The 24,486-nt window shown below is 53.4% G+C and carries 23 protein-coding genes; 10 read left to right on the top strand and 13 right to left on the bottom strand.

Features of this window, described 5'->3' with window-relative positions; all coding sequences use genetic code 11:
- Nucleotide 1: 1 nt before the first annotated feature.
- The 8 genes from argH to rpmE all read right to left on the bottom strand — a co-directional run bounded on the left by argH (nucleotide 2) and on the right by rpmE (nucleotide 8,461).
- Nucleotides 2–1,843, bottom strand: a complete 1,842-nt coding sequence (gene argH / locus ACJ8W9_RS11050) for an argininosuccinate lyase (protein WP_411361094.1) — start codon at nucleotides 1,841–1,843, stop codon at nucleotides 2–4.
- The gene (locus tag ACJ8W9_RS11045; RefSeq protein ID WP_411361093.1) at nucleotides 1,840–3,069 is read right to left on the bottom strand and encodes an argininosuccinate synthase; all 1,230 of its coding nucleotides are present in this window, start codon (nucleotides 3,067–3,069) and stop codon (nucleotides 1,840–1,842) included. Before ACJ8W9_RS11045 ends, argH begins: the two co-directional genes overlap by 4 nt.
- Entirely contained in the window at nucleotides 3,066–3,980 is a 915-nt protein-coding gene (gene argF / locus ACJ8W9_RS11040; protein WP_034730449.1) for an ornithine carbamoyltransferase, read from the bottom strand. Before argF ends, ACJ8W9_RS11045 begins: the two co-directional genes overlap by 4 nt.
- 57 nt (nucleotides 3,981–4,037) lie before the next feature.
- On the bottom strand, nucleotides 4,038–4,805 hold the full coding sequence (argB, locus tag ACJ8W9_RS11035; RefSeq protein WP_411359387.1) for an acetylglutamate kinase: 768 nt from the start codon (nucleotides 4,803–4,805) through the stop codon (nucleotides 4,038–4,040).
- Nucleotides 4,802–5,821, bottom strand: coding sequence for an N-acetyl-gamma-glutamyl-phosphate reductase (gene argC / locus ACJ8W9_RS11030; RefSeq protein ID WP_411361092.1), 1,020 nt, complete (start codon nucleotides 5,819–5,821; stop codon nucleotides 4,802–4,804). The genes argB and argC overlap by 4 nt, the downstream gene beginning before the upstream one ends.
- 70 nt (nucleotides 5,822–5,891) lie before the next feature.
- Nucleotides 5,892–6,614 carry a helix-turn-helix domain-containing protein gene (locus ACJ8W9_RS11025; RefSeq protein WP_411361091.1) on the bottom strand — a complete coding sequence of 241 codons (723 nt, stop codon included), beginning with the start codon at nucleotides 6,612–6,614 and terminating at the stop codon, nucleotides 5,892–5,894.
- A 111-nt stretch (nucleotides 6,615–6,725) separates the two neighbouring features.
- Nucleotides 6,726–7,970, bottom strand: a complete 1,245-nt coding sequence (locus ACJ8W9_RS11020) for a malic enzyme-like NAD(P)-binding protein (protein WP_411359390.1) — start codon at nucleotides 7,968–7,970, stop codon at nucleotides 6,726–6,728.
- Nucleotides 7,971–8,239: 269 nt separating this feature from the next.
- Nucleotides 8,240–8,461, bottom strand: coding sequence for a 50S ribosomal protein L31 (gene rpmE / locus ACJ8W9_RS11015; RefSeq protein ID WP_034730455.1), 222 nt, complete (start codon nucleotides 8,459–8,461; stop codon nucleotides 8,240–8,242).
- 175 nt (nucleotides 8,462–8,636) lie between these two features.
- Between rpmE and priA the strand changes: the two genes are divergently transcribed.
- From priA to ACJ8W9_RS10980, 7 genes are all read left to right on the top strand, one after another.
- Nucleotides 8,637–10,850, top strand: a complete 2,214-nt coding sequence (gene priA / locus ACJ8W9_RS11010) for a primosomal protein N' (RefSeq protein ID WP_411361090.1) — start codon at nucleotides 8,637–8,639, stop codon at nucleotides 10,848–10,850.
- 39 nt (nucleotides 10,851–10,889) lie between these two features.
- Nucleotides 10,890–12,632: an arginine--tRNA ligase gene (gene argS, locus ACJ8W9_RS11005; RefSeq protein ID WP_411361089.1), complete on the top strand. Its 1,743-nt coding sequence runs from the start codon at nucleotides 10,890–10,892 to the stop codon at nucleotides 12,630–12,632.
- Between the two features lie 2 nt (nucleotides 12,633–12,634).
- Nucleotides 12,635–13,198: an SPOR domain-containing protein gene (locus ACJ8W9_RS11000; RefSeq protein WP_411359393.1), complete on the top strand. Its 564-nt coding sequence runs from the start codon at nucleotides 12,635–12,637 to the stop codon at nucleotides 13,196–13,198.
- Between the two features lie 68 nt (nucleotides 13,199–13,266).
- Nucleotides 13,267–13,803, top strand: a complete 537-nt coding sequence (gene hslV, locus ACJ8W9_RS10995) for an ATP-dependent protease subunit HslV (RefSeq protein WP_411359394.1) — start codon at nucleotides 13,267–13,269, stop codon at nucleotides 13,801–13,803.
- Complete coding sequence (gene hslU / locus ACJ8W9_RS10990) at nucleotides 13,796–15,127, top strand: HslU--HslV peptidase ATPase subunit (RefSeq protein ID WP_411359395.1); 1,332 nt, start codon at nucleotides 13,796–13,798, stop codon at nucleotides 15,125–15,127. The genes hslV and hslU overlap by 8 nt, the downstream gene beginning before the upstream one ends.
- Nucleotides 15,128–15,228: 101 nt before the next feature.
- Nucleotides 15,229–15,714 carry a ribonuclease E activity regulator RraA gene (rraA, locus tag ACJ8W9_RS10985; protein WP_411359396.1) on the top strand — a complete coding sequence of 162 codons (486 nt, stop codon included), beginning with the start codon at nucleotides 15,229–15,231 and terminating at the stop codon, nucleotides 15,712–15,714.
- Between the two features lie 3 nt (nucleotides 15,715–15,717).
- Nucleotides 15,718–16,764, top strand: a complete 1,047-nt coding sequence (locus tag ACJ8W9_RS10980) for a formimidoylglutamase (protein ID WP_411359397.1) — start codon at nucleotides 15,718–15,720, stop codon at nucleotides 16,762–16,764.
- Here ACJ8W9_RS10980 and hutI read toward each other — a convergent pair.
- Nucleotides 16,746–17,957: an imidazolonepropionase gene (hutI, locus tag ACJ8W9_RS10975; RefSeq protein WP_411361088.1), complete on the bottom strand. Its 1,212-nt coding sequence runs from the start codon at nucleotides 17,955–17,957 to the stop codon at nucleotides 16,746–16,748. The two genes, ACJ8W9_RS10980 and hutI, sit on opposite strands and share 19 nt — an antisense overlap.
- A gap of 119 nt (nucleotides 17,958–18,076) precedes the next feature.
- Here hutI and hutC point away from each other — a divergent pair, with 119 nt between their 5' ends.
- Genes hutC through hutH form a run of 3 tightly spaced genes read left to right on the top strand, consistent with a single transcriptional unit; the run spans nucleotide 18,077 to nucleotide 21,999 of the window.
- The gene (hutC, locus tag ACJ8W9_RS10970; protein WP_411361087.1) at nucleotides 18,077–18,775 is read left to right on the top strand and encodes a histidine utilization repressor; all 699 of its coding nucleotides are present in this window, start codon (nucleotides 18,077–18,079) and stop codon (nucleotides 18,773–18,775) included.
- Between the two features lie 12 nt (nucleotides 18,776–18,787).
- Nucleotides 18,788–20,467, top strand: a complete 1,680-nt coding sequence (gene hutU / locus ACJ8W9_RS10965; protein ID WP_411361086.1) for a urocanate hydratase — start codon at nucleotides 18,788–18,790, stop codon at nucleotides 20,465–20,467.
- Nucleotides 20,464–21,999 (top strand): histidine ammonia-lyase, encoded by a 1,536-nt coding sequence (hutH, locus tag ACJ8W9_RS10960; protein ID WP_411361085.1) that lies wholly within the window; start codon nucleotides 20,464–20,466, stop codon nucleotides 21,997–21,999. The genes hutU and hutH overlap by 4 nt, the downstream gene beginning before the upstream one ends.
- Here the strand turns inward: hutH and ACJ8W9_RS10955 are convergent.
- The 4 genes from ACJ8W9_RS10955 to ACJ8W9_RS10940 are packed head-to-tail and all read right to left on the bottom strand — an operon-like array spanning nucleotide 21,996 to nucleotide 24,476.
- A complete protein-coding gene (locus tag ACJ8W9_RS10955) occupies nucleotides 21,996–22,244 on the bottom strand; it encodes a TraR/DksA family transcriptional regulator (RefSeq protein ID WP_411361084.1) in 249 nt (82 codons plus the stop codon). The genes hutH and ACJ8W9_RS10955 overlap by 4 nt on opposite strands.
- A gap of 42 nt (nucleotides 22,245–22,286) precedes the next feature.
- Nucleotides 22,287–23,186, bottom strand: coding sequence for a YiiD C-terminal domain-containing protein (locus tag ACJ8W9_RS10950; RefSeq protein WP_411361083.1), 900 nt, complete (start codon nucleotides 23,184–23,186; stop codon nucleotides 22,287–22,289).
- Nucleotides 23,187–23,188: 2 nt separating this feature from the next.
- On the bottom strand, nucleotides 23,189–23,635 hold the full coding sequence (dtd, locus tag ACJ8W9_RS10945) for a D-aminoacyl-tRNA deacylase (RefSeq protein WP_411361082.1): 447 nt from the start codon (nucleotides 23,633–23,635) through the stop codon (nucleotides 23,189–23,191).
- On the bottom strand, nucleotides 23,595–24,476 hold the full coding sequence (locus ACJ8W9_RS10940; RefSeq protein ID WP_411361138.1) for a virulence factor BrkB family protein: 882 nt from the start codon (nucleotides 24,474–24,476) through the stop codon (nucleotides 23,595–23,597). The genes dtd and ACJ8W9_RS10940 overlap by 41 nt, the downstream gene beginning before the upstream one ends.
- Between the last annotated feature and the right edge of the window lie 10 nt (nucleotides 24,477–24,486).

Genomic DNA, 24,486 nt, shown 5'->3' with positions numbered 1-24,486 from the left:
CCTAGAGCAGATACTCGAGCGCGGTTTCGTCGCAGTTATCTTTGCGTGGACACAATTCGCAGTCTTTCATGACTTTTTCTGGCAGCTTATCTTTGACCGTCAGGCGGAAGTTAAGCTTGCCAAAAAATTCGGGTACGCGGGTCAGGACGATGGTTCGCGTAATCCCCAGTTCACGGGCTTTCCATAGCAAAAACGCCACTAATTCAGCCCCCATGCCTTTACCTTGCGCCTGCGGGAACAAACCCAGACTGCGAATTTCTGCTAAGCCGGTGCTGTACACGTAAAGTGCGGCACAACCTACCACCTCATCGTCAATTTCCGCTACCGCAAAGCTCTGGATCGCTTGCAACACATCGGCTTTATCGCGCGGCAAGTTTTCGCCTTGCGCCGCCCAGTAAGCAATCAATTCACAGATCTTATCGGCGTCGCTCAAGCGTGCTTGCCGCACGTGTTTGCTGGCGGCCTCTGCGGCATGCAACCAATCGTTGGCATGTTTTAATGCGGTTTTAATCGCACTTGGCGCGGTACCGCCGATTGCGCGACGTTGCTCTAGTCCGTAATCAAGTTCGAGGAACGCGTAGACATCTGGCTCGATTAAGTCAGAAAAGCCACGTAACGTGTCGATATCGAGATCTTCGAGGGGCTGCCCTTGCTGCTGGGCGAAGAGCACGGCTTGACCGGTAACATGGTGGGCGTCGCGGAACGGCATGCCTTTGCTGACCAGGTAGTCGGCAAACTCGGTGGCGTTGCTGTAACCCAATTGGGCTTGTTGCTTGGCATGGGCCTCGTTGACGCTGAGTTCTGGCATGGCAAAAGCCAGCATCTGCAAGCACTGTTGATAAGTTTGCAGGGCATCAAACAGACCTTCTTTGTCTTCTTGCATGTCTTTGTTGTAGGCCAGTGGCAAGCCTTTCAACGTGGTTTGTAGGGCATGTTGGTGGCCCAAAACACGTCCCGCTTTACCGCGTAATAATTCGAACAAATCTGGGTTCTTTTTCTGCGGCATCAGTGACGAGCCGCTACTAATCCGGTCACTCATGGCAAAACAACCCGACTCACCAGAGCAATAGAAGATCACGTCTTCGGCAATGCGCGACAAGTGCAGCATGCCGGTCGCCGCGCAGTGCAATATATCCAACGCGAAATCACGGTCTGAAACGCCATCGAGACTATTTTCGCTGGCATAGCGGAAGCCCAGTTCGTGAGCTAATGCTTCGCGGTCGATAGCAGCTGTGGTGCCGGCCAGTGCACCGCTACCGAGTGGGCACACATCGGCGCGCTTACGCATTTCTTTCAACCGACTGACGTCGCGTTGTAGCATCTGCACATAAGCCAGTGCCCAATGCCCTGCCATGATCGGTTGCGCCCGTTGCAAATGGGTATAGCCAGGCAACGGCGCTGTTTGGTAGCGCTCCGCAAACAGCATCAACTGCTGAATGGCCGCGAGGTTGGCATTAATGAGCTGTTCGCAGGTTGCCTTACAAAACAAGCGCAGGTCGGTGGCGACCAAATCGTTGCGGCTGCGTCCGGTATGCAGCCGCTTGGCGGTGGCACCGATTTTGTCGATCAGCTGGGCTTCGACCCAACTATGAATGTCTTCAGCGTCACTACTGAGCGGCAGCTCTGGATGCGCTTGGACAGCCTTCAGCAAGTCGCCCAAGGCGTCATGCAACTGCTGTTGCTCAGCGCTGGTGAGTAGTCCCGCCTGTTGCAAGCTCTTCGCCCATGCTTGCGACGCTTGAATATCAAACGGCGCAAGCACGTAATCGAAGCGCAACGAATCGTTAAACTGTTTGAACTCAGCAGCACTAGGTGCGCTGAAGCGTCCACCCCATAAACTCATGACGATGCCTCATCGGATTGCTGATGGAGAGCGCGGATCCGCGCTGCGAGACTGTACAGCCGGATAAAACCTTCCGCATGCTGTTGATTATAGACTTCGTCTTCGTCAAAGGTAGCAAAGGCATTGGAATACAGGCTGTTCGGTGAACGTTTTTGGGTCACCGTAACTTGGCCTTTATAGAGCTTGACCACGATGTCACCGGTCAGCGGTTCGGCCAACTTGTGTGCTGCCGCGAGCATGACTTCGCGCAGCGGCGTAAACCAGCGCCCATCATAGAGCAGCTGGGCAAACTCGTTGCCTAAACGGATGCGATAATCTTGCGTGGTGCGATCCAGTACCAGACTCTCGAGTCCCTGTAGCGCAGCGAACAACACCGCACCCGCAGGAGTTTCGTAGCAGCCCCGAGATTTCATCCCGACCAAGCGGTTTTCCACCATGTCCAACCGGCCAACGCCATGAGCGCCTGCTACTTTGTTGAGCGCTTCGATAGCGCTGACCGGCTCAATCGCCTCACCATCGAGTGCCACCCATTCGCCCTGCTTAAATGACAAGGTTAGATATTCTGGGGTGTTCGGCGCAGCTTCAGGTTCTGCGGTCCAAGTCCATACCTGTGCTGTAGGTGCATTCCATGGATCTTCTAGCTCACCACCCTCGGTAGAAATGTGCCATAAGTTCGCATCACGGCTATAGATTTTGGTTGCCGATGCACTGCAAGGAATGTTGCGCTCGGCCAAATAGGCCAATAGCTGCGGGCGACTGCGCATACTCCACTCACGCCACGGCGCAATCACATGCAAGTCGGGCGCCAGCGCGGCGAAGGCTGACTCGAAACGGACTTGGTCGTTGCCTTTACCGGTACAACCGTGGGCAAGGGCATCGGCCCCTACTGCCCGAGCTACCGCGACTTGCGCTTCGGCAATGATCGGCCGCGCTAGGGCGGTACCGAGTAGGTACTGACCTTCGTAGATCGCACCAGTTTTCAACGTTGGAAAGATCACTTCATTGACGAATTTCTCTTTTAAGTCAACGATATGGCAGCTACTTGCGCCAGAAGCGATGGCTTTTTCTTCAACTCCCGCGAGCTCTTCGTCGCCTTGGCCTACATCAGCGACAAAAGCGACCACTTCGCAGTCATAGTTTTCTTTTAACCACGGCACAATCGCCGAAGTATCAAGACCACCTGAGTAGGCCAAAACAACTTTTTTTACAGATTTTTGCGTGCTCATGCGGTCACTCCAGCAATTAATTCAACTAAAACGGCATTTTGTGCGTGTAAACGGTTTTCGGCTTGATGCAGCACCAAGGACTGCGGGCCATCAATGACTTCGGCAGTGACTTCACGGCCACGATAGGCTGGCAAGCAGTGCATAAAGTACTTAGCACCCAACTGCTGCATTAAATCTTGATTCACCTGAAACGGTGCGAAGTCATGCATGACCTGATTGGTGTCGCGTTGTTGCCCCATCGAGAACCAAGTATCGGTATAAATAGCATCAGATTGTTGCAACTGTTTGAAATCGTGATGCAGGGTCACACTACCGCCATTAGCAGCGGCAACTTGTTGTGCTTGGGCCAGCAAATCAGCGCGGGGTTCATAGCCTTCTGGCGTCACAACTTGCAGGGTCATACCCGCGGCGGCGGCGGCCGCCATCAGCGCGTGGCAAACGTTGGCGCCGTCGCCGATATAGGTCAAAGTGACTTTGCTTAGGTCGCCGAGTTGCTCTTTAAGCGTGAGCAGGTCAGCCAAAGCTTGGCACGGATGACACTCATCGCTTAACGCATTGATGACCGGCTTACCCGATGCGGCAGCAAGTTCATCGAGCGTTGCTTGCGAATAGACACGAGCGACAATAGCATCGTGCCATAGCGCAAGGTTGGCACCGACATCGCTGGCGGGCTCACGTTCACCCATTAGGTTCGCAGCCTCCAAATAAATACTATGGCCGCCCAAGCGGTTAATGCCAGCGGCGAAGCTAGCGCGGGTGCGCAACGACGGCTTCTCAAATACCAACGCGATACTCTTGCCTTGTAAATAATGCTGCCACGCGCTAGGCCGCTGCTTAATGGTCTGCGCCAAATCTAATAAGTGGGCAACCTGTGCGCTATCAAGTGAGCGCATCGTTAATAAATCATGCATGGGTTCTTTCCAAATTAAATAAATTGCGAATCCTGAAGTCAGGAACGACTCGGCGAATTAGTTACGAATGCGGGTACCGGCAGCTTCACCCTTTGCCAATCGGGTCAGCGCGTTGGCGTCTTGCCAACCGGCCACCGCGATGCTTCGTCGCGATGTTCGGGCTGCCAGTAGCGCTGCTTCAAGCTTCACCACCATGCCGTCCCGCACGACTTGGTCGGCGATCAGCTGGGGCGCATCAGCGGCACTAATGTGTTCGATAAGCGTGCCGTTGGCATCGAGAATGCCGGGCACGTCAGTGAGGAGAATCAAGTCAGCGCCGAGTACTTGGGCAACCACCGCAGCGGCAAGATCAGCGTTAACGTTAAGGCGTTGACCGTCAGCGCTGGCTCCGAGTGAGCTGACAATGGGTAAATAATCTTGATCGAGCAGCAGTTGCAGCAAACGGCTATCGCCGGGCTGCGGAATACCCACCGCACCACGCGCCGTATCAATGGTGCACACGGCGGTGCCACCAGCCTGCAGGGTCAGGCCAACTGCCCGTAAGCCGAGGGTTTGTGCTAAGCAGCACAATTGACTATTGATATCGCCAGCAAGCACGCCTGCCACAATTGGAATATGGACTGCTGGCGTCACCCGTTGTCCGGCGGTTTTGCTTGAGCTTTCGCCTAATTGGGTGAGCAAAGCTTGCACTTGATCGCCACCACCATGCACCAGCACCAATGGCCGCAGCGCCGCCAAGCGTTGCACGGTGTGCATTAATTGCTGCAGTGATTGCGTATCGGTAAGTACTCGACCGCCCACTTTAACCACCAGCGGCGTACTCATAGCACCGCTCCCAGCTGCAGCAAACCAGTGGTGCTGGGCAGACTAAAATATTGGTTGGCCAGTTGTAGTGCCTGCGCCGCCGCCCCTTTGAGTAGGTTATCGATGGCCACACAGACAATCAGCTGTTGTTGATGCTGTTTATAGTAAATATCGCAAAAGGGTGTGCCGGCCACTTGCTGAATGCTCGGTGGCTTTTGCACCATGCGCACCAGTGGTTGATCGGCATAACAGGCGGCGTAGCTATCTTCAATAGCGCTGGTGCGCACCTCGTCTTTCAGGTGCAAATAAATGGTCGCTAAAATACCGCGCTTGAAATTGCCAAGGTGGGGCACAAATAACACCTCGCGCCCGACGGACTGGGCGATTTCTGGCTGATGCCGATGGCTTGCAATACCGTAGGCCTGTAGGCTGACTTCGCAGAAACTGGTGTGCGGCTGTGCTTTGCGTCCCGCGCCAGAAACGCCACTCACGGCATTGACGATCGGTACACAGTTATCACTGAGTAATTGACGAATGGGGCGTATCGCTAGTGCTGCTGCGGTGGGGTAGCAACCCGGCACGGCGATTAACGGCTCATGACCATTCAATTGCGAAAATTCGGCTAAACCATAAGGCACAGCTTGTGACAACTTGGGCTGGGCAAAGCCATAAGCTTCTTGATGTACGGCAGGATTCTTCAGTCGAAAAGCGCCGGATAGATCGAATACCACAATACCTTGCGCCACGAGTAAGGGGGCAAGTTCCGCGCTGGCTTCGTGGGGCAGCGCCAAAAAAGCCACTCGAACCTGTTGTGCGAGTTGCGGCAACAGGTCCGAGTGCCAAGGCTGCAGAAGAACATCACAACGCCCTTGTAACTGCGGATACAGGGCGCTAATTGATTCTGCTTCACGTGCGCTAGAGCCAAATGCATAGGCCAACGAAAAAGTTGGGTGATTATGCAATAACCATAAAAGCTCAACGCCACTATAGCCACTTGCTCCAAATACAGCGCATTGTATGGTTTCTTGCTTCGTCATTTCCGATCAGTTGTTGGCTTAAAAACAACTGAATTATAGTGAATAGAAATTCACAAAACAAGCATAAGTATTAATTTTTATTGCGTTTGAGCTCAAGCAACAAAGCCACCAGCCCAAACACTCCGAAAAAGAGTCCAAGTGCTTGCATTAAAGTGTTCTGCCAGCGTGGCTCAGCGAACGTCTTTTTCAGGTAATAGGTTCGCGTAAAACCGTCATTCGGGGCATTCTCAATCGGTTCATTGAACTGCTCACCGCGATAGTGGCGGAGTAATTGGATTTTTCGGTCCTCGCGCTTGATCATCTCGTTGGCAAAAGCGTTCTTTTCATCCTGGGTGGGGAAACTCAAGCGGTGCCATGCATAAAAAATGTCCGGTCGCTCGCCAGGCATGACCAGCCCCGGTGAGTTGTATTCATAAACGCTGTCATCAAACACCAAGGCTTGCTGACCGAGATAAAACAATGGCACGGCAATGGCGATAAAGAACACCGCTATGTAAGTGCGCAGCCGTGCATGCACTTGGCGCTGCACCGAATGTTCACGTAACCATTGATGCACATCGGGGAGTTGCCTGAGCTTGGCATGTAGATAGCTCTTGTCGAGCTGGGTGAGTACGTCATCCACCGAAAGCTCGAGCGCGCTTAGCCAAGCGGCAAAGATAGCATCTGAAGGCAGCGAACGATCACCTTCAAGTTTCGATAAATAAGATTGCTCGATCCCCATCTTTTCAGCGAGGTCGGCTTGGCTCAATTGCTGTTGAGCGCGGTGTTGTTTGAGGAGGTCACCTAAAGTCATATCCATATTCCAAGTTGCTGATTGAAAATGCCATTCTTGGTAATTCCAACCAGCATAGGAACATGAATATCAGCGACTATCTAGGAATAATCGTCAGTTTTTGCTGAAATTTTAGTCATTCATATAGTTTTTTGGTAAATCGATACGTGCGGCACCCGAGGCGACCGCAGCTTCAGCAACTGCTTTTGAAACTCGGGTTTTCAAGCGTGGGTCAATCGGTTTGGGGATGATGTAATCGACGCCGAACTCAAGTTTGTCGACACCGGCTGCTTTCAACACCGCTTCTGGTACTGGCTCTTTGGCTAACTGACGAATCGCCTCAACCGCGGCAATTTTCATTTCATCATTAATCGATTTCGCGCGAACATCGAGCGCACCCCGGAAAATAAACGGGAAGCACAATACATTATTGACCTGATTCGGATAATCAGAGCGTCCAGTTGCCATAATCAAATCGTCGCGCACGCCATGGGCAAGCTCTGGTTTAATCTCGGGGTCTGGATTTGAACAGGCGAAGATAATGGGCTTGTCCGCCATTAGCTTTAACGCCTCAGGGCTCAACAGATTCGGACCGGAAACACCGACAAATACGTCAGCTTCGGTAATCACGTCTTCAAGCGTGCGTTTGTCGGTGTTATTGGCAAACAATGATTTATACGGATTCAAATCATCCCGGCGAGTGTGAATCACGCCTTTTGAATCGAGCATGTAAATATGCTCACGCTGCGCGCCGCACTTGATCAGCAGTTCCATACAGGCAATCGCCGCTGCCCCCGCACCTAAGCAAACGATTTGCGATTTACGTAATTCTTTACCTTGAATCTCCAGCGCGTTTAGCAAACCGGCGGCGGTGACAATCGCGGTGCCGTGTTGGTCATCGTGAAAAATTGGCACATCACAACGCTCGACCAAGGCTTCTTCAATTTCGAAGCATTCGGGTGCCTTGATATCTTCAAGGTTCACCCCGCCGAAGCTGTCGGCGATGTTGGCGACCGTGTTGATAAAGTCTTGGGTGGTGCGGTGGGTGACTTCAATGTCAATCGCATCGAGTCCAGCAAACCGCTTGAACAATAGCGCTTTACCTTCCATGACGGGCTTCGATGCCATCGGGCCGAGATTGCCTAAGCCTAAGATAGCCGTACCGTTGGAAATCACTGCCACCAAGTTGCCCTTAGCGGTATAGCGATAGACGTCGTCGGGGTTTTCGGCAATGGCGCGCACCGGCTCCGCCACCCCAGGACTGTAGGCAAGGGCTAAGTCTTTGCTGGTCTCAGCCGGCTTGGTCAGCTCAATGCTAATTTTGCCGGGAGTTGGGTATGCGTGATAGTCGAGTGCCTGTTTGCGAAAATCTGCCATGAAGTTACGTACCTTGTAGCCTAGAAGTGACCGCAATAGTCAACATTCATTAAGTGAATAGCTGCCATTGTAGAGGCTTGGTACGGAATAACAAATCTTACCTCATAGAACGCGTGCCGATTGCAGTCACGTAAAAGCAAGATAAGTGTAAAGGTGCACAAAAACACACCAGGGGTAAAGTCAATATAGCTAGTGTCTGGGGCGGCAATGGCCATAAAAAAAGGCGCCTTTTGGCGCCTTTTCTTGAATTTTTCGCAGTAAGTCGTATTTTACGAAGACTTCTTGCTACCCAACACGCTGAAACGCTTGTTGAATTTGTCGATACGACCACCAGTGTCAACAACGCGTTGTTGGCCAGTGTAGAACGGGTGACACTCTGAACATACGTCAAGGTGCAATTCGCCGCCTTTGGTCGAACGGGTCACGAAAGTGTTGCCACACGAGCAGCTAACTTTCATTTCTTCGTACTTAGGATGAATACCTGGTTTCATAGGGGTTACCTCAGTTAGGCCGCATCGCCATCCGATCTGTTGCCGGACACCATACGTGGTTAAAATTACGACTTATCGTCATTAAATAGGGCGCGAATTCTACCCGAAGGCAAAGTAATGATCAAGCATTGGATCTCGCTTGCGCCAAGTCGCGCCACACCGCACAATAGCCGTTATGCCAAGCCCATCGAACCACGCTGACAATTCTGCTGCAGCCAGCACCGTTATTCAAGTAGCGGTGCCAGTGCCGCTTGCCCGCGCTTTCGATTATGATTGTGCCAGTGCTCCCGAAATAGGTGCACGCGTAAAAATACCCTTTGGCAACCGGCAGTTGGTGGGTGTGTGTTTGGGGGTGGCGCAGCAACCCGATCCGCAAGTGAAACGCAAAGCCGTGCAACAAGTGATCGACCCAGAAGCGGTATTTACTCCCGCTCTGTGGCGACTCCTGCATTGGGCCTCCGACTACTATCAGCACCCGTTAGGGGAAGTGCTGCACCATGCGTTACCGGTGTTATTGCGCCAAGGCGAAGCGGCCAACTATCAAACCACCCAAGGCTTTCGCGTGACGGCGCAGGGTGCTAGTTGTGAGCTCAACGAACTACGGCGGGCGCCACAACAACAGCGGCTGCTGGCGGCGCTGCGCAAAGGCGTGTTGTTGCGCCGTGACATCAGTGCACAAGAATTTTCCGCTGCTGCACTCAAGGCTTTGCAGGATAAACAACTTATTGAAGTGTTCACCTATCAACCGGTGGGTGATGGTGAATGGGCATTTGCAATCGGTGCCGAACCTCTGCAGTTGAATCCGGAGCAAGCCTTAGCAGTGGCGGCCATCGGCGCAGCGCGCAAGCCACAAACTTACTTGCTCGAAGGGGTGACCGGCAGCGGCAAGACCGAAGTCTATTTGCAAGCTATGGCAGACGTGTTGCGCCGCGGTAAGCAAGTGTTGGTAATGGTGCCGGAAATCGGCTTAACACCGCAAACGCTGCGGCGTTTTCAGCAGCGCTTCCAAGTGCCGATCGTGATGTTGCATAGCGCCCTTACCGATCGGGAGCGGCTCGATGCGTGGCTTGATGCAAAAAATGGCAACGCCGCCATTGTCATCGGCACCCGTTCAGCAGTCTTCACCCCCTTCGCGAAACTCGGCATGATCATTGTCGATGAAGAGCACGACAACTCGCTCAAACAACAAGATGGTTTCCGCTATCACGCGCGTGATCTGGCGGTGGTGCGCGGTCAGCAAGAACAGGTACCGGTTATTTTGGGAACTGCGACACCAGCGCTTGAGACTTTGAACAATGCGCTGCAACAACGTTATGTGCACTTGCAGTTGACCCAGCGTGCTGGGCAAGCGAAACCGGCTCGGCAAACCGTGCTGGATATCAAAAATATGCCGCTTAAAGCGGGGCTATCGGTGACCTTGATCGACCGTATGCGGACAGAACTAGAACGCGGTCAGCAAGTGCTAGTGTTTTTGAATCGGCGCGGCTATGCACCGTCATTGCTGTGTCACGAGTGCGGCTGGTTGGCGCAATGCCGGCGCTGTGATGCGTATTACACCGTGCACCAACGTCAGCACATGTTGCAGTGCCATCACTGCGGCGATCAACAACGCTTACCGCTGCAATGTCACGATTGTGGTTCGACCCAACTGGTCGGCCGTGGGGTCGGTACTGAGCAATTAGAGCAAACCCTTGCCGAGCTGTTTCCAGACTATCCAGTGCTGCGCATTGATCGCGACAGCACCCGGCGTAAAGGCAGTTTGCAGAAACATCTGACCGATGCCACCGAAAACAAATTCCCCATTCTGGTCGGCACGCAAATGATCGCCAAAGGTCACCATTTTCCGCACGTGACCTTGGTCGCCTTGCTGGATATTGATGGTGCTTTATATAGTGCGGATTTTCGTGCCGCCGAACGGCTCGGGCAGCTGATAACCCAAGTCGCCGGACGCGCTGGGCGGGGCAGTCAACAGGGCACAGTGGTTTTGCAAACCCATCACCCCGAACATGATTTGCTGCAGGACTTAGTGCACAACGGTTACTCTGCTTTTGCACGCTCCTTGTTGCAAGAACGCAAACTGACGCAACTACCGCCATTTGGCCAGTTGGCATTGTTTCTAGCCGAAGCCCATGATGCTCAGCAAGCCCTCCAAGCTTTGCAAATGATTGCCGCGCAAATCCCGCAACATGCAGATTTAGTCGTGCTGGGACCGATGCCAGCAGTGATGGAGCGCCGCGCTGGTCGCTACCGCTATCAGTTGCTGTTACAGTGTCAACAACGCGGCCTGCGGCAACAAGTGCTCCAGCATGTGTTGCCCAAGCTAGAAGCACTGGCTGAATTACGCAAAGTACGCTGGTCGTTGGACGTAGACCCGCAGGACTTTAGCTAGTAAAATGCCGCGGTTTCCCGACAACGAAAGGTTAAAGGCATGAAAGAGCAGTTGGAACAATTGTTAGCGGCCGCGGTGGCCACCCTGAAACAACAAGGCAGCTTACCCGCTGAGCTTGCCCCACGGATTCAGTTAGACCGCCCACGCGACAAGAGTCATGGCGACTTTGCCACCAACTTAGCGCTGATGCTTGCCAAACCAGCGGGTATGAACCCACGAGCCTTGGCCGAAGCGCTGATTGCCGCATTGCCGAGCAATAATTTAGTGGCCGAAACCACCATTGCCGGGCCTGGGTTTATTAACTTTGTCGTGAGTCAACAACAACTATTGCAGCAACTTGAGCATGCCTATCAAGATGCCAAGGTTGGCGTAGCGCCAGCCGAACAAGCAAAACGCATTGTCATTGACTATTCATCGCCAAACCTCGCCAAAGAAATGCACGTGGGTCACCTACGTTCAGCGATTATTGGTGATGCAGTTGCCCGCATTGAAGAGTTTCTCGGCCACACCGTCATTCGCCAAAACCATGTCGGTGACTGGGGCACCCAGTTTGGAATGTTGCTGGCGCACATGGAAGAGCTCGAAGGTTCAGAGCTGGAGATGGAACTCAGTAACCTTGAAACCTTCTACAAAGCAGCCAAAAAACGTTTCGATGAAAGCCCCGAGTTTGCCAACCGTGCGCGTGAGCTGGTGGTGGCATTACAGTCAGGTGATGCCAAATGCCGTGCGCTGTGGCAGCAGTTTATTGATGTGTCGTTGAGTCATTGTCAAGAAGTCTATGACCGCTTAGGGGTGCAACTGACCCGCGCTGACGTGATGGCGGAAAGCGCCTACAACGATGATCTGGCGCAAGTGGTTGCCGACCTGCGAGCACAAGGTTTGTTGGTGGAAGACCAAGGCGCACAATGTGTGTTCTTAGACGAATTCAAAAACAAAGACGGCGAAGCCTTACCGGTTATCGTGCAAAAGTCAGGCGGCGGTTACCTGTATGCAACCACCGATTTGGCAGCGGTGCGTTATCGCCAAAACCAATTGGGTGGTGACCACCTGATGTATTTTGTGGACCAACGCCAAGGTCTACACTTTCAACAAATTTTCACCTTAGCACGCAAGGCCGGGTTCGCTCGTGCCGACCTACAAATGGACCACTACGGTTTCGGTACCGTAATGGGTAAAGACGGCCGCCCGTATAAAAGCCGCGATGGTGGCGTGACCAAGTTAGCGGACTTGCTCGATCAAGCAGAGGCGCGTGCTTTAGCCTTAGTGCAAGACAAAAACCCAAGCTTAAGCCCGGCCGAACAAGCCGAGATCGCCAAAGTTGTCGGCATTAGCTCGGTTAAATACGCTGATTTATCGAAAAATCGGACTAGCGATTACATTTTCGACTGGGACACCATGCTCAGCTTTGAAGGTAACACCGCCCCCTATCTGTTGTATGCGTATACTCGAGTCATGAGTGTGTTCGCTAAAGCGGGCGTGGCGCCAACCGCAATTACCGGTGGCTTCATTATCGAAGACGAACGTGAACAAGCCTTGGCGAACGTGTTGGTGCGCTTCAACGAAGTGGTGCACAGCGTGGCCAACAAAGCCATGCCGCATTTCTTGTGCGGCTACTTGTTTGAGCTGGCGGGAGCGTTTTCCAGCTTCTACGAAGCCTGCCCAATTTTGCAGGCGGAGCAAGCAGAAGTGCAGCAAAGTCGCTTGAAGTTAGCCGCATTAACTGCGAAAACCTTACAACAAGGTCTGCAATTACTAGGTATTCAAACACTGGACAAGATGTAAGCATGGATTACGCCAATCGCAAACGCCCGCCGCAACGCAAACCGAAAGGCAAAGTTAGCGGCAAGAAGAACCAAGCTCCACAGCGTCAAGTACCCTGGGCGATGGTGGTGTTGGCGATTGTGCTGGTGCTGGCCATGGTGTTTGGCTTGCGTGCTATTTCAACTGACAATGATGCGGCCGAGCAAGTACCGTTGCAGGTGCCTGCCGCCCCCACTGGTACCCAACCGGCGGTAACTGCAGAGCCGATGCCGGAAAAGCCAGAAGAGCGCTGGCAGTACATCGAAGAGCTAGAAAACCTTGAGGTTGAAGTCGATGTGCCTGAGCGCGAGCTGGGGCCACCGAAGCTCATGCAATGCGGCTCGTTTCGCAGTCAAGCGGATGCTGAACGGCTGCGAGCGGCGATCGCGCTGCAAGGGCTGGAAAGTCAAATCTACCCATCGAACGGTGGCACTTGGTACCGAGTCGTACTCGGTCCTTACGAGACCAAGCGTGCTGCTGAGATCGATCGGCACAAGTTACAACGGGCAAGAATTTACGGTTGCCAGATCTGGAACTGGAATCTTTAACCTTCGCTACCATTGAATTCGCAGATTTCGTCCTCATAACGGTTGCATAGCAACAAGAGGATGTATGTGTGACTACTATCGTTTCAGTCCGTCGCGGTGACAAAGTTGTCATCGGCGGCGATGGTCAAGCCACGCTTGGCAACACCGTTATGAAAGGCAATGTGCGTAAGGTACGCCGCCTCTACAATGACCAAGTGATCGCTGGTTTTGCTGGCGGTACTGCCGATGCTTTTACCCTTTTCGAACGTTTTGAGCGCAAACTCGAGCAACATCAAGGCAACTTGATGCGCGCAGCCGTTGAGCTTGCCAAAGACTGGCGCACCGACCGTGCATTGCGCCGACTCGAAGCCTTGCTGGCGGTGGCCGACAAACACACCTCGCTGATTATTTCGGGGAACGGCGACGTGATTCAGCCAGAAAACGACCTGATCGCGATTGGTTCTGGCGGGCCTTATGCGCAAGCCGCAGCCCGTGCATTGCTTGAGAATACCGATCTGGGCGCGCGTGACATCGTCGAAAAAGCACTCGGTATTGCCGGCGATATTTGTATTTATACCAATGGTTTCGTGACCATTGAAGAACAGGAGTCAGTAGTAAATGTCTGATATGACCCCCCGCGAAATCGTTGATGAATTGAACCGTCATATTATTGGCCAAGACAATGCCAAGAAAGCCGTTGCGGTCGCCTTGCGTAATCGCTGGCGCCGTATGCAATTAGGTGATGACCTGCGGCAAGAAGTGACGCCAAAGAATATCTTGATGATAGGTCCAACCGGCGTAGGTAAAACCGAAATCGCGCGCCGTTTGGCGAAATTGGCGAACGCTCCTTTTATTAAAGTTGAAGCGACAAAATTCACCGAAGTTGGCTATGTTGGTAAGGAAATTGAGTCGATCATCCGCGATCTGACCGACACTGCGGTTAAGCAAACACGTGAGCAGATGATGCAAAAAGTGCGTTTTCGCGCTGAAGAAGCGGCTGAGGAACGTATTTTGGATGCCCTATTGCCGCCAGCGAAGGGCTGGGCTGACGAAGAGCAAACCAAGCCTGAACAAAGTGGTACGCGCCAAGTGTTCCGCAAGAAATTACGTGAAGGTCAGCTCGACGATAAAGAGATCGAAATCGATATTGCGATGCCGGGTATGGGCGTCGAAATCATGGCCCCGCCAGGCATGGAGGAAATGACTTCGCAATTGCAAAGCATGTTCCAAAACCTGGGCAAAGAGAAAAGCAAGCCACGTAAGCTGAAGATCAAAGATGCGTTCAAGCAGTTGGTCGAAGAAGAAGCGGCGAAAATGCTCAACCCAGAAGAAGTGAAGGAACAAGCCCTTCATTCGGTGGAGCAGAACGGCATCGTGTTTTTGGACGAAGTCGACAAGATTTGTAAGCGCGGCGACGTCAGCGGTCCGGACGTGTCACGCGAAGGGGTCCAGCGCGATCTCTTGCCGTTGGTCGAGGGTACTACCGTATCGACCAAGCACGGCATGGTGAAAACTGACCATATTCTGTTTATTGCTTCAGGTGCTTTCCAGATGTCGAAGCCGTCGGACCTGATCCCTGAGCTACAGGGGCGTCTACCGATTCGCGTAGAACTTGATGCGCTGACCAGCGGTGACTTCGTGCGGATTCTAACCGAGCCAAATGCGTCGCTGACCACCCAGTACATTGCCTTGATGGCAACCGAAGGGGTCAATGTTGAATTTACCGAGGACGGCATTCAGCGCATTGCGGAAACGGCGTTCCACGTCAACGAGACCACTGAAAACATTGGTGCGCGTCGCTTGCACACGGTTTTGGAGCGGCTGATGGAAGATGTTTCGTTCCGCGCGAGTGACTTGCAGGGTGACACCATTCGCATTGATGCAAGCTATGTTGACGACCATCTTGGCAAGCTTGCGCAAGACGAAGATCTGAGCCGCTTTATTTTATAGCGGCTAAGCACTTACCGCGCTTTTGCCTTAGCCGATAAAGGGCTATACTGTTGGCGAAGCAACAACTCATGTGAGTTAAAGCAACCAGCAGGGGAACGGCGATGGAATACAATACTTCGGAGCTTTGCGATCTGTACCCAGACATGGTCGATGTGCTTGAACCAATGTTCATTCACTACGGTGGTCGGGTATCGTTCGGCGGTCAACTAGTGACAGTGAAGTGCTTTGAAGACAAAGGCGTCATCGAAGAAGTGGTACAACAACCGGGTACCGGTAAAGTATTACTGATTGATGGTGGCGGCTCGAATCGACGTGCACTGATAGATGTTGCAGTGGCCGAACTGGCACTCGATAACGATTGGGAAGGTATCGTTTGCTATGGTGCGGTGCGCGACGTCGATGCTTTAGATGAGCTCGATCTCGGTATCATGGCAGTGGCATCGATTCCGGTCGGCGCCCCAGCCGAAGGCACCGGTGAAGTTGACGTCGCGGTTAATTTTGCCGGCGTAACCTTCTTACCTGAAGATCATTTGTACGCCGACACGACCGGCGTGATCTTGTCACCTGAACCGCTCGACATCGAATAACCGATGTACCTAACGGCTTGTGATCCGGCTGCGTGGTGTACGCCACGGGCCGGTGAAGTCCGCCTCGGACAAACCCTTGCCGCATTGCCTGCGGTAGATTCCCTCCAGACCTACGAAACTGAACTCGCTGATGCTTGGCAACAAGGCGCGCGTATTGCGCTGCTTGGTGTTCCTGAAAGCATTGGCCCGCGAGCTAATTTAGGTCGTGGCGGTACAGAAACTGCTTGGTCTGCAGCACTGCGGGGCCTATGCAATCTGCAAGCCTCAGCGGCGATTGCCAGTCATGAATTATTGCTGGTGGGACAAGTTGAGTGTAGTGATCTGCAACAACAGGCCGCGGCACTGCGCACCAACGATGCTTCGCAACTGAACCAGCTCCGCGAACTCTGCGCACAACTCGACCAACGCGTCATGCAAGTGCTAGCGCCGCTGTTTAACAAGGGTTGGCAAGTGATACTGATTGGCGGTGGGCATAATAACGCGTACCCGCTGTTGCGTAGCCTCAGTGAAGCGGCTGCGCAGCCAGTAGCGGCAATGAATCTTGATCCACACGCTGATTTTCGTGCCCGTGAAGGACGTCACAGTGGCAATGGCTTTAGTTATGCCCACACCGAAGGCTACTTAGCGAACTATCATGTGGTCGGCTTGCACCCTGGCAAGAACAATGCCGAAAGTCTCAAGCAATTAGCGGCCGCCGGCTTCACCTATCACAGCGTGCATGAATTTTACTTGCACGACAGTCAACAGATTTTGACTGCTTGTGCCGCGCAAGCTCAGGCTTGGCAGCGGCCACTAGGAATTGAAGTCGATGTTGACGCGTTGCAAGGCGTGCCCGCCAGTGCCATTAATTTCAACGGGCTGACAATTGCACAGGGTTTTGCTTATGTGGCCACCTTGGCCGCGCTCGCGAATGTACGCTATTTACACCTTGCCGAAGCAGCCCCAAGTTTGCACCCTGCAGGGCGCGAAGCCGGCGATATGGCCTGCGCCCAATTACTGAGTGAGTTAGTACTCGCTTACCTTGCTGGCGCTCAACGACGCACCCCCTGATACCAACAACTCACTAAACGATCCGTACCGAACTGATAGCTCAGCTCGGCTGGGTCGCTGACGTTCCAGCAGCAGATATCTGCACGTAAGCCTTCTTTTAGCAAACCTCTATCCGAGTGGCCCAGCGCTTTGGCAGCGTTCACGGTGACTCCGCGTAAACATTCCTCAGGGGTCATGCGAAACAAGGTCGCACCCATTTGTAGCATCAGTTGTAAACTCAGAATCGGTGAAGTGCCAGGGTTAGCATCGGTCGCTAAGGCGATGGGTACTTGATACTGCCGCAGCAGTTCCAGTGGTGGCACCTGCGTGTCGCGCAAAAAGTAGAAGGCGCCGGGAAGCATAACCGCAACGGTGCCGCTGGCCGCCATTGCTTTAACGCCGGCTTCATCCAATTGTTCGAGGTGGTCACAGGACAACGCTTGATAGCGTGCAGCCAGTTCGCTGCCATGCTGATTGGTCAATTGTTCCGCATGCAGCTTGACCGGAAGATCGAGTGCGCGAGCGGCCACGAATACCCGTTCTGTTTGCGCCGGGCTAAAACCAACTGATTCGCAAAAAGCATCCACCGCATCGACCAACCCTTCAGCAGCAAGCGTGGGTAAGATTTCGCTGACAATTAGGTCAATGTAGTCGTCACCACGGTCACGATATTCGGGTGGCAATGCATGTGCCGCTAACAACGTTGTTGCGATGCTAACTGGATAGTCGGTGGCTAACTGTCGCGCGGCTTGCAACTGTTTGCGCTCATGCTCAAGTGACAACCCGTAACCTGATTTGATTTCGATGGTGGTCACGCCCTCACGCAATAGCGCCTCAAGCCGCGTGCGGCTCACCGCTACCAGTTCTGCTAGGCTGGCTGCACGGGTGGCGCGGACGGTCGCAGCAATCCCGCCACCTTGCGCGGCAATGTCAGCATAACTCGCACCATGCAAGCGCTGGGCAAACTCATCCGCGCGTGAACCGGCCCACACCAAATGCGTGTGGCAATCAATCAGGCCTGGGGTGACTAAGCCGCCCTCACAGTCGACGAGTTCAGTTCCAGCAGCTGGGGGCGGCGCATCGGCGCGCTCACCGACAAAGCTGATGCAACCGTCCTGTAGGTCAATCACGGCATCTTCGAGCAAACCATAACCGCTGTCTGCGTGCATGGTAGCAGCACGACAGTGATGTAAACGTTGCGATTGCGGTGCCATACAAATTTCTCCCCCTACCATCTTGTATATACAATTAGATTTGCCTACACTTTAGCACATGATTGCGCTGGCGACACCTGCTTGCAAGCGCTGGTTATCATTACAGGAAGGCACTTCGCATGGCCAAATATTCCGCAATTAAAAAGCATATTTACGACAAAATCGCCACCGGTGAATGGCCAGAGCATCACCCGGTCAGCTCGGAAAATGCCCTCGCGCTGCAGTTCAAGGTGAGTCGCATGACCGCGCGCCGCGCGCTGCAAGAGCTGGCGGACGAGGGTCTGGTATTGCGCACCAAGGGCTCGGGTACGGTGGTGGCACCAATCAAATCGCAAACCTCATTTATGGCGATTCGTAACATCGCCGATGAGATCCGTGGTCGCGAGCATGATTATCATGCCAAGGTACATGTGCTGCGCCGTGAACATGCCGACGATCACGTCGCGGAAATGCTCAACAAGCAGCCCGGCGATATGGTGTATCACTCGGTGATTAGCCATTTCGAAAACGATTTGCCGGTGCAGGTCGAAGAGCGCTACGTGAATCCTGATTTAGTGCCTGATTATTTGCAACAGCACTACGACCAAATGACGCCGCACGAATACCTGTGCGAAGTACAACCGCTTACCGAAGCCAGCCATCAAATTGAAGCCGTAATGCCATCGCATCAACTCTGTCAATGGCTACAGCTCAGTCGCCCAGAACCCTGCTTACGCATTCAGCGGCGCACCTGGAGTGCTGGCGGTGTGGTGACTTACGCAATTCTGACCCATCCTGGCTCGCGTTTTAGCCTGGGTGGGCATCTGCAATTTTCATAGAAGGAATCTATCATGAGTTTTACTCGACTCGATCCAAGTCGTTCGATTCGCGCCCCACGCGGTAGTGAGCTCACCACCTGCAATTGGCAGGTCGAAGCCGCCAAGCGCATGTTGATGAATAATCTTGACGCTGAAGTTGCCGAACACCCACAAGCACTGGTGGTGTACGGTGGTATTGGCCGCGCGGCGCGCAGCTGGGAAAGCTTCGATAAAATTGTAGAAGTGCTTGAGCGCTTGAAGCCAACCGAAACCTTGCTGATTCAATCCGGTAAGCCAGTCGGCGTGTTCCCAACCCATGAAGATGCCCCACGGGTGCTAATTGCCAACTCGAATTTAGTACCGCAATGGGCCAACTGGGAACATTTCAACGAGCTCGATAAGCAGGGCTTGATGATGTACGGACAAATGACTGCAGGCTCGTGGATTTACATCGGTTCGCAAGGCATTGTGCAGGGCACTTATGAGACCTTTGTCGCGGTCGCGAAACAGCACTTTAATGGCGATACCAGTGGCCGTTGGATCCTCACCGGTGGCTTAGGTGGCATGGGCGGTGCGCAGCCGCTTGCAGCGACCATGGCCGGCTATAGCATGCTTGCGGTTGAAGTCGACGAATCACGCATCGACTTCCGTTTGCGCACGCGTTACGTCGATCATAAAGCGACCTCGCTCGATGAAGCACTGCAATTACTCGAGCAAGCGAAGCAAGGCGGTCGCGCTATTTCAGTGGGTCTGCTTGGCAATGCCGCCGATGTCTATGCCGAATTGGTCCAACGCAACATCACACCAGACGTTGTCACCGACCAAACGTCAGCGCACGATCCATTGCACGGTTATGTGCCGCAAGGCTGGACCTTAGAGCAATATAAGCAGCAGCAAGAAGCTGATCCAACAGGTACGGTTGCTGCCGCCAAACAGGCTATGGCAGTGCAAGTTCGCGCCATGCTGACGCTGCAAGAGCGCGGTGCGGCTACGCTCGATTACGGCAATAATATTCGGCAAATGGCAAAAGACGTCGGCGTCGACCATGCCTTCGATTTCCCTGGTTTCGTACCAGCCTATATTCGTCCATTGTTTTGCCAAGGCATCGGGCCATTCCGCTGGGTAGCACTGTCCGGTGACCCTGAAGATATCTACAAAACCGACGCCAAGGTGAAAGAGCTGATCCCTGATGACCCACATCTGCACAACTGGCTCGACATGGCGCGTGAACGGATTAGCTTCCAAGGCTTGCCGGCGCGCATTTGCTGGATCGGCTTAAAAGACCGTGCGCGCATCGCCAAAGCCTTCAACGAGATGGTGCAAAGCGGTGAATTGTCAGCACCTATTGTCATCGGTCGTGACCACCTCGACTCCGGCTCGGTGGCCAGCCCGAACCGTGAAACCGAAAGCATGCTTGACGGCTCCGACGCGGTTTCTGACTGGCCGTTATTGAACGCGCTCTTGAATACCGCAGGCGGTGCCACTTGGGTAAGTCTGCATCATGGCGGCGGTGTTGGCATGGGTTATTCACAGCATGCCGGTGTCGTGATTGTCGCCGATGGTACTGACGCGGCAGCTGCCCGTATTGGTCGCGTGCTATGGAATGACCCAGGAACCGGCGTCATGCGCCATGCCGACGCGGGTTACGACATCGCCATCGACTGTGCCCGTGAACAAGGCCTCGATTTACCTATGGTGGAGGACAAAGCATGAGCACCTTGACCTTACAGCCAGGTAGTTTGACGCTCAGCGATTTGCGCAAATGGTGGCAGCAACCGCAGCAGTTGCGGCTGCATGACGATGCCAAGCAAGCAATTGACAGCTCTGCCGCCACCGTCGCTGAAGTGCTGCGCAAAGGCAAAGTTGTTTATGGCATTAACACCGGCTTCGGCTTGTTGGCAAATACCCGCATTCCACCGGAAAAGCTGGAAGATTTGCAACGTCGCATCGTGTTGTCACATGCCGCCGGTACTGGCGCGCTGATGGACGACCGAGTGGTGCGCCTGATGCTATTACTGAAGATTAACTCCCTCAGTCGTGGCTTTTCGGGCATTCGTTTGCAAGTCATCGAGCTGTTACAGCAATTATTAAATGCCGAGATGTATCCTTGTGTGCCCAGTAAAGGTTCTGTGGGCGCGTCGGGTGACCTTGCACCCTTGGCGCACTTGGTGCTGCCGCTGATCGGTGAAGGCGAAGTAAGTTATCAAGGACAGATTTTGCCGGCGCGGCAGGGTCTTGCCCAGCTAGGTTTGGAACCATTGGCGCTAGCGCCAAAAGAAGGTTTAGCCTTGCTGAACGGTACCCAAGCATCCACTGCGTTGGCGTTGCATGGCCTGTTCCAAATTGAACAGGTGTTCGGCAGTGCACTGGTCGCTGGTGCTATGTCGGTGGAGGCAGCGATGGGTTCGCGCGCCCCGTTTGACGCACGCATTCACGAGGTTCGCGGACAACCCGGACAAATCGCGGTGGCAGTGAGCTTCCGTCAGTTACTCGGTGACAGTTCTGAAATTGCCGCGGCGCATGAAGACTGTGAGAAGGTGCAAGACCCGTACTCGCTGCGTTGTCAGCCACAGGTGATGGGGGCGGTGTTCGACCAACTGCAACACGCGAGCGAGATTCTGGTGCGCGAAGCCAATGGGGTGACCGATAATCCGTTGGTCTTCCCCGACAACGGCGACATTATTTCCGGGGGTAATTTCCATGCCGAACCAGTCGCTATGGCAGCGGATATTTTAGCCATCGCAGCAAGCGAAATCGGCGCTTTGTCTGAGCGCCGTAGTGCGCTGTTGATTGACCATCACTTGAGCAATTTACCGCCGTTTTTGGTCAACGATGGTGGCGTGAATTCTGGCTTTATGCTGGCGCAAGTGACCGCTGCTGCATTGGCGTCGGAGAATAAAACCTTAGCACATCCAGCCTCGGTCGATAGTTTACCGACGTCGGCAAACCAAGAAGATCATGTGTCGATGGCAACCTTTGCCGCCCGTCGGTTGACGGATATTGCCGAAAACATTCGTGATATCGTCGCGATTGAGTTACTGGAAGCGGCACAAGGGATTGATTTTCGGCGGCCATTGCGAGGGTCAGCAGCGGTCGAACAAGCCCATGCGCTGTTGCGTGAGCGGGTGAGTTTTTACGATCAAGATCGCTATTTCGCGCCGGATATTAGCGCCACAGCAGCGTTAGTGATGAGCGGCAAACTTGCCGCTTTGGTGCAGGTAGGAGCTCGGTTAGAGGACGCTTAAGCGTCCTCTTCTTCGTCTTTTAAGGCTTGGCAGTCAACGCAGATTTCGACCTCTGGTTTGGCTGCTAACCGCGCCGCAGAAATTTCGTCGCCACACTCAATGCAATAGCCATATTCACCACTGCGCATGCGTTGCAACGCCGCTTGTGCCGTTGTTGCTGCGCGCGTGTCAGGTTGCTCGGCAACCACAGTCTCAAGTTTACTACGGATGCGTAACAACTGCTGGGCGGTTAGAGAGTCACTCATGTTTACGTCCTTTTTTACGTTCTTATGGTGTGCGTATTGCACTTATTTAGGCGCAAGCACCACAAACTGTCCAGTGAATTCGGCGACTGGCTTGTCGCCATCAAAGACTTGTGATTTTAAATTCACTCGTGCGTTTTGACCGTTCTGTAGACTCGATAAATCACCGTTCATATCGACGACTTTGGCCACCGCACGAGGTTCTCGGCTAATCGGCTTATGGTAGTGAATATTGCCATCGGCTAACACCACTGCACCGGGTAACTCGCGCTCGCGCAATTGTAAATGCAGCAGCCCCCAGCACGTCAAGGTCGCGAGTGAATAAATACTGCCAGCAAACATGGTGCCATGCACATTAATGTTGCGCGACAATTGGGCGCAGGTTTCGAAACTGCGCCCGGTGTATTGGGTGATGCGAATGCCCATGGTTTCCGAGATCGGGATCTCTTCATGCCAGGTGGCTTGCAGTTCCTGACACCATGTTGGCCGATAAATAATCCGGTTGTATTCGGTCAAGGTTTTGCGCAGTTGATGTTCAGCACCGGGATGCGTCACCGTATCAGCCTCTTCAACCACTTCGTAGCCGCATTTTTGGTAAAAACCAAGGGTGTTATCGCGCGAATTAATCACGATATGTGACGCGCCCTCTTGTCGGGCGAGCTGTTCAAGGGCATAGACGATGGCTACGCCGTGGCCTTCACCACGATGTTCAGGTGCTGAAGCCATGAACCGAATTTGCCCTTCGTCGGGGCTGTTAAAGTGTAAGCGGCCGACTGCTACTGCGCTGCCGGCATCGTTCACGACCATACGATGGAGACCAACTTGGTCGTACTCGTCCTGCTCAGAACCACGCGGGCGTTGAAACGGCTCGCGCAGCACCCGATAGCGCAAATCGTAATAAGTTCGCCATTGCTGTTCAGTTTGCGGCGCGATCACTTGGTACATACTTATTTTTTCTCCGTGTCGAGCAAGAAGGTGACAGGCCCGTCGTTGGTAAGCGACACTTGCATGTCGGCACCAAATGCTCCGGTTGCCACCGGCACGCCCAGCCGCTGCAAGGCGGCAACGAAAGCCAAATAGAGCGGCTCAGCTAAATCCGGTGCTGCGGCACTGGAAAAACTCGGCCGTCGCCCACTATTGGTATCTGCGGCAAGGGTAAATTGCGAGACCACTAAGGCTGCACCTTGGCAATCAAGTAAGCTCAGGTTCATTTTGTCCTCAGCGTCACTGAATAGTCGATAGTTAGCGACGCGTTCCGCCAGTTTTGCCGCCAGTTGCGGCGTATCTGACGGCGTGATCCCAAGGAGAATCAACAAGCCCTTGTCAATTTGTCCGACTGTGCTGCCGCTTACCTCAACTCGTGCTGTCGTCACTCGTTGCAACAGTGCCTTCATCTACTTCCTCGTTCGGTTGGTCAAAAAACTCTTCGATACTGGCAGTTAACTCGGCACCAATCAACACAATGGTCCACGACAAAAATACCCAAATCAACAAGATAGGAATCGCTGCCAAGGCGCCGTAAATAGCCTGATACGACGGGAACGCTGCAATATATGCGGCAAAGCCACTTTTGCTAATTTCAAACAGCACCGCTGCCAACAAGGCCCCCCAAAATGCATGACTGACTTTGACCACGCGGTTCGGCATTAACACGTACATCAACATAAAGGCGATCAATGAGGTGATAATCGGCACCATCCCTAACATCGTGGTGCGCGCACCTGACACATAATCTTCAGCAAAAGCTGCTAACGAAATCAGATAAGAGCTAATCGCCATGCCCGAGCCCATTAACAGCGGGCCTAGGGTTAGAATCATCCAGTACACTGCTAACGCTACGACAATGCGGCGACGCTTGGTATTGCGCCAAATGCGGTTCATAGTGGCGTCGATGGTCGAAATCAGATTGACCGCAACGACAATGACAAAAACCACACCGATCGCCGTCATTTCGGAGACGTTGCCAACAAATTCGTTCAAATACTGAGTGATTTCTTCACCCGAGGTAGGCAGTAAATTGGCGAATAAGAATTCTTCAATCTGCTTGCGCAGCTCTTCGAACATTGGGAACGCCGAGAAGATCGAAAAAATGACCACCAACAAGGGAACCAAAGCCAACATACTCACAAAAGTAAGATGGCCAGCAATGATGGTCACTTTGTCGTCAATGCAGCGCTTGCCAAAATACTTAGCAAACGCGAGTGCACAACTGGCGCGCTCACGCCAAACGGACATTTCAGTCATA

This window comes from Pseudidiomarina salilacus (genome assembly GCF_047323925.1).
GTDB classification, from domain to species: domain Bacteria; phylum Pseudomonadota; class Gammaproteobacteria; order Enterobacterales; family Alteromonadaceae; genus Pseudidiomarina; species Pseudidiomarina salilacus.
The sequence above is the reverse complement of the archived record's forward strand: the minus strand, read 5'-3'. Positions and strand labels throughout refer to the sequence as shown.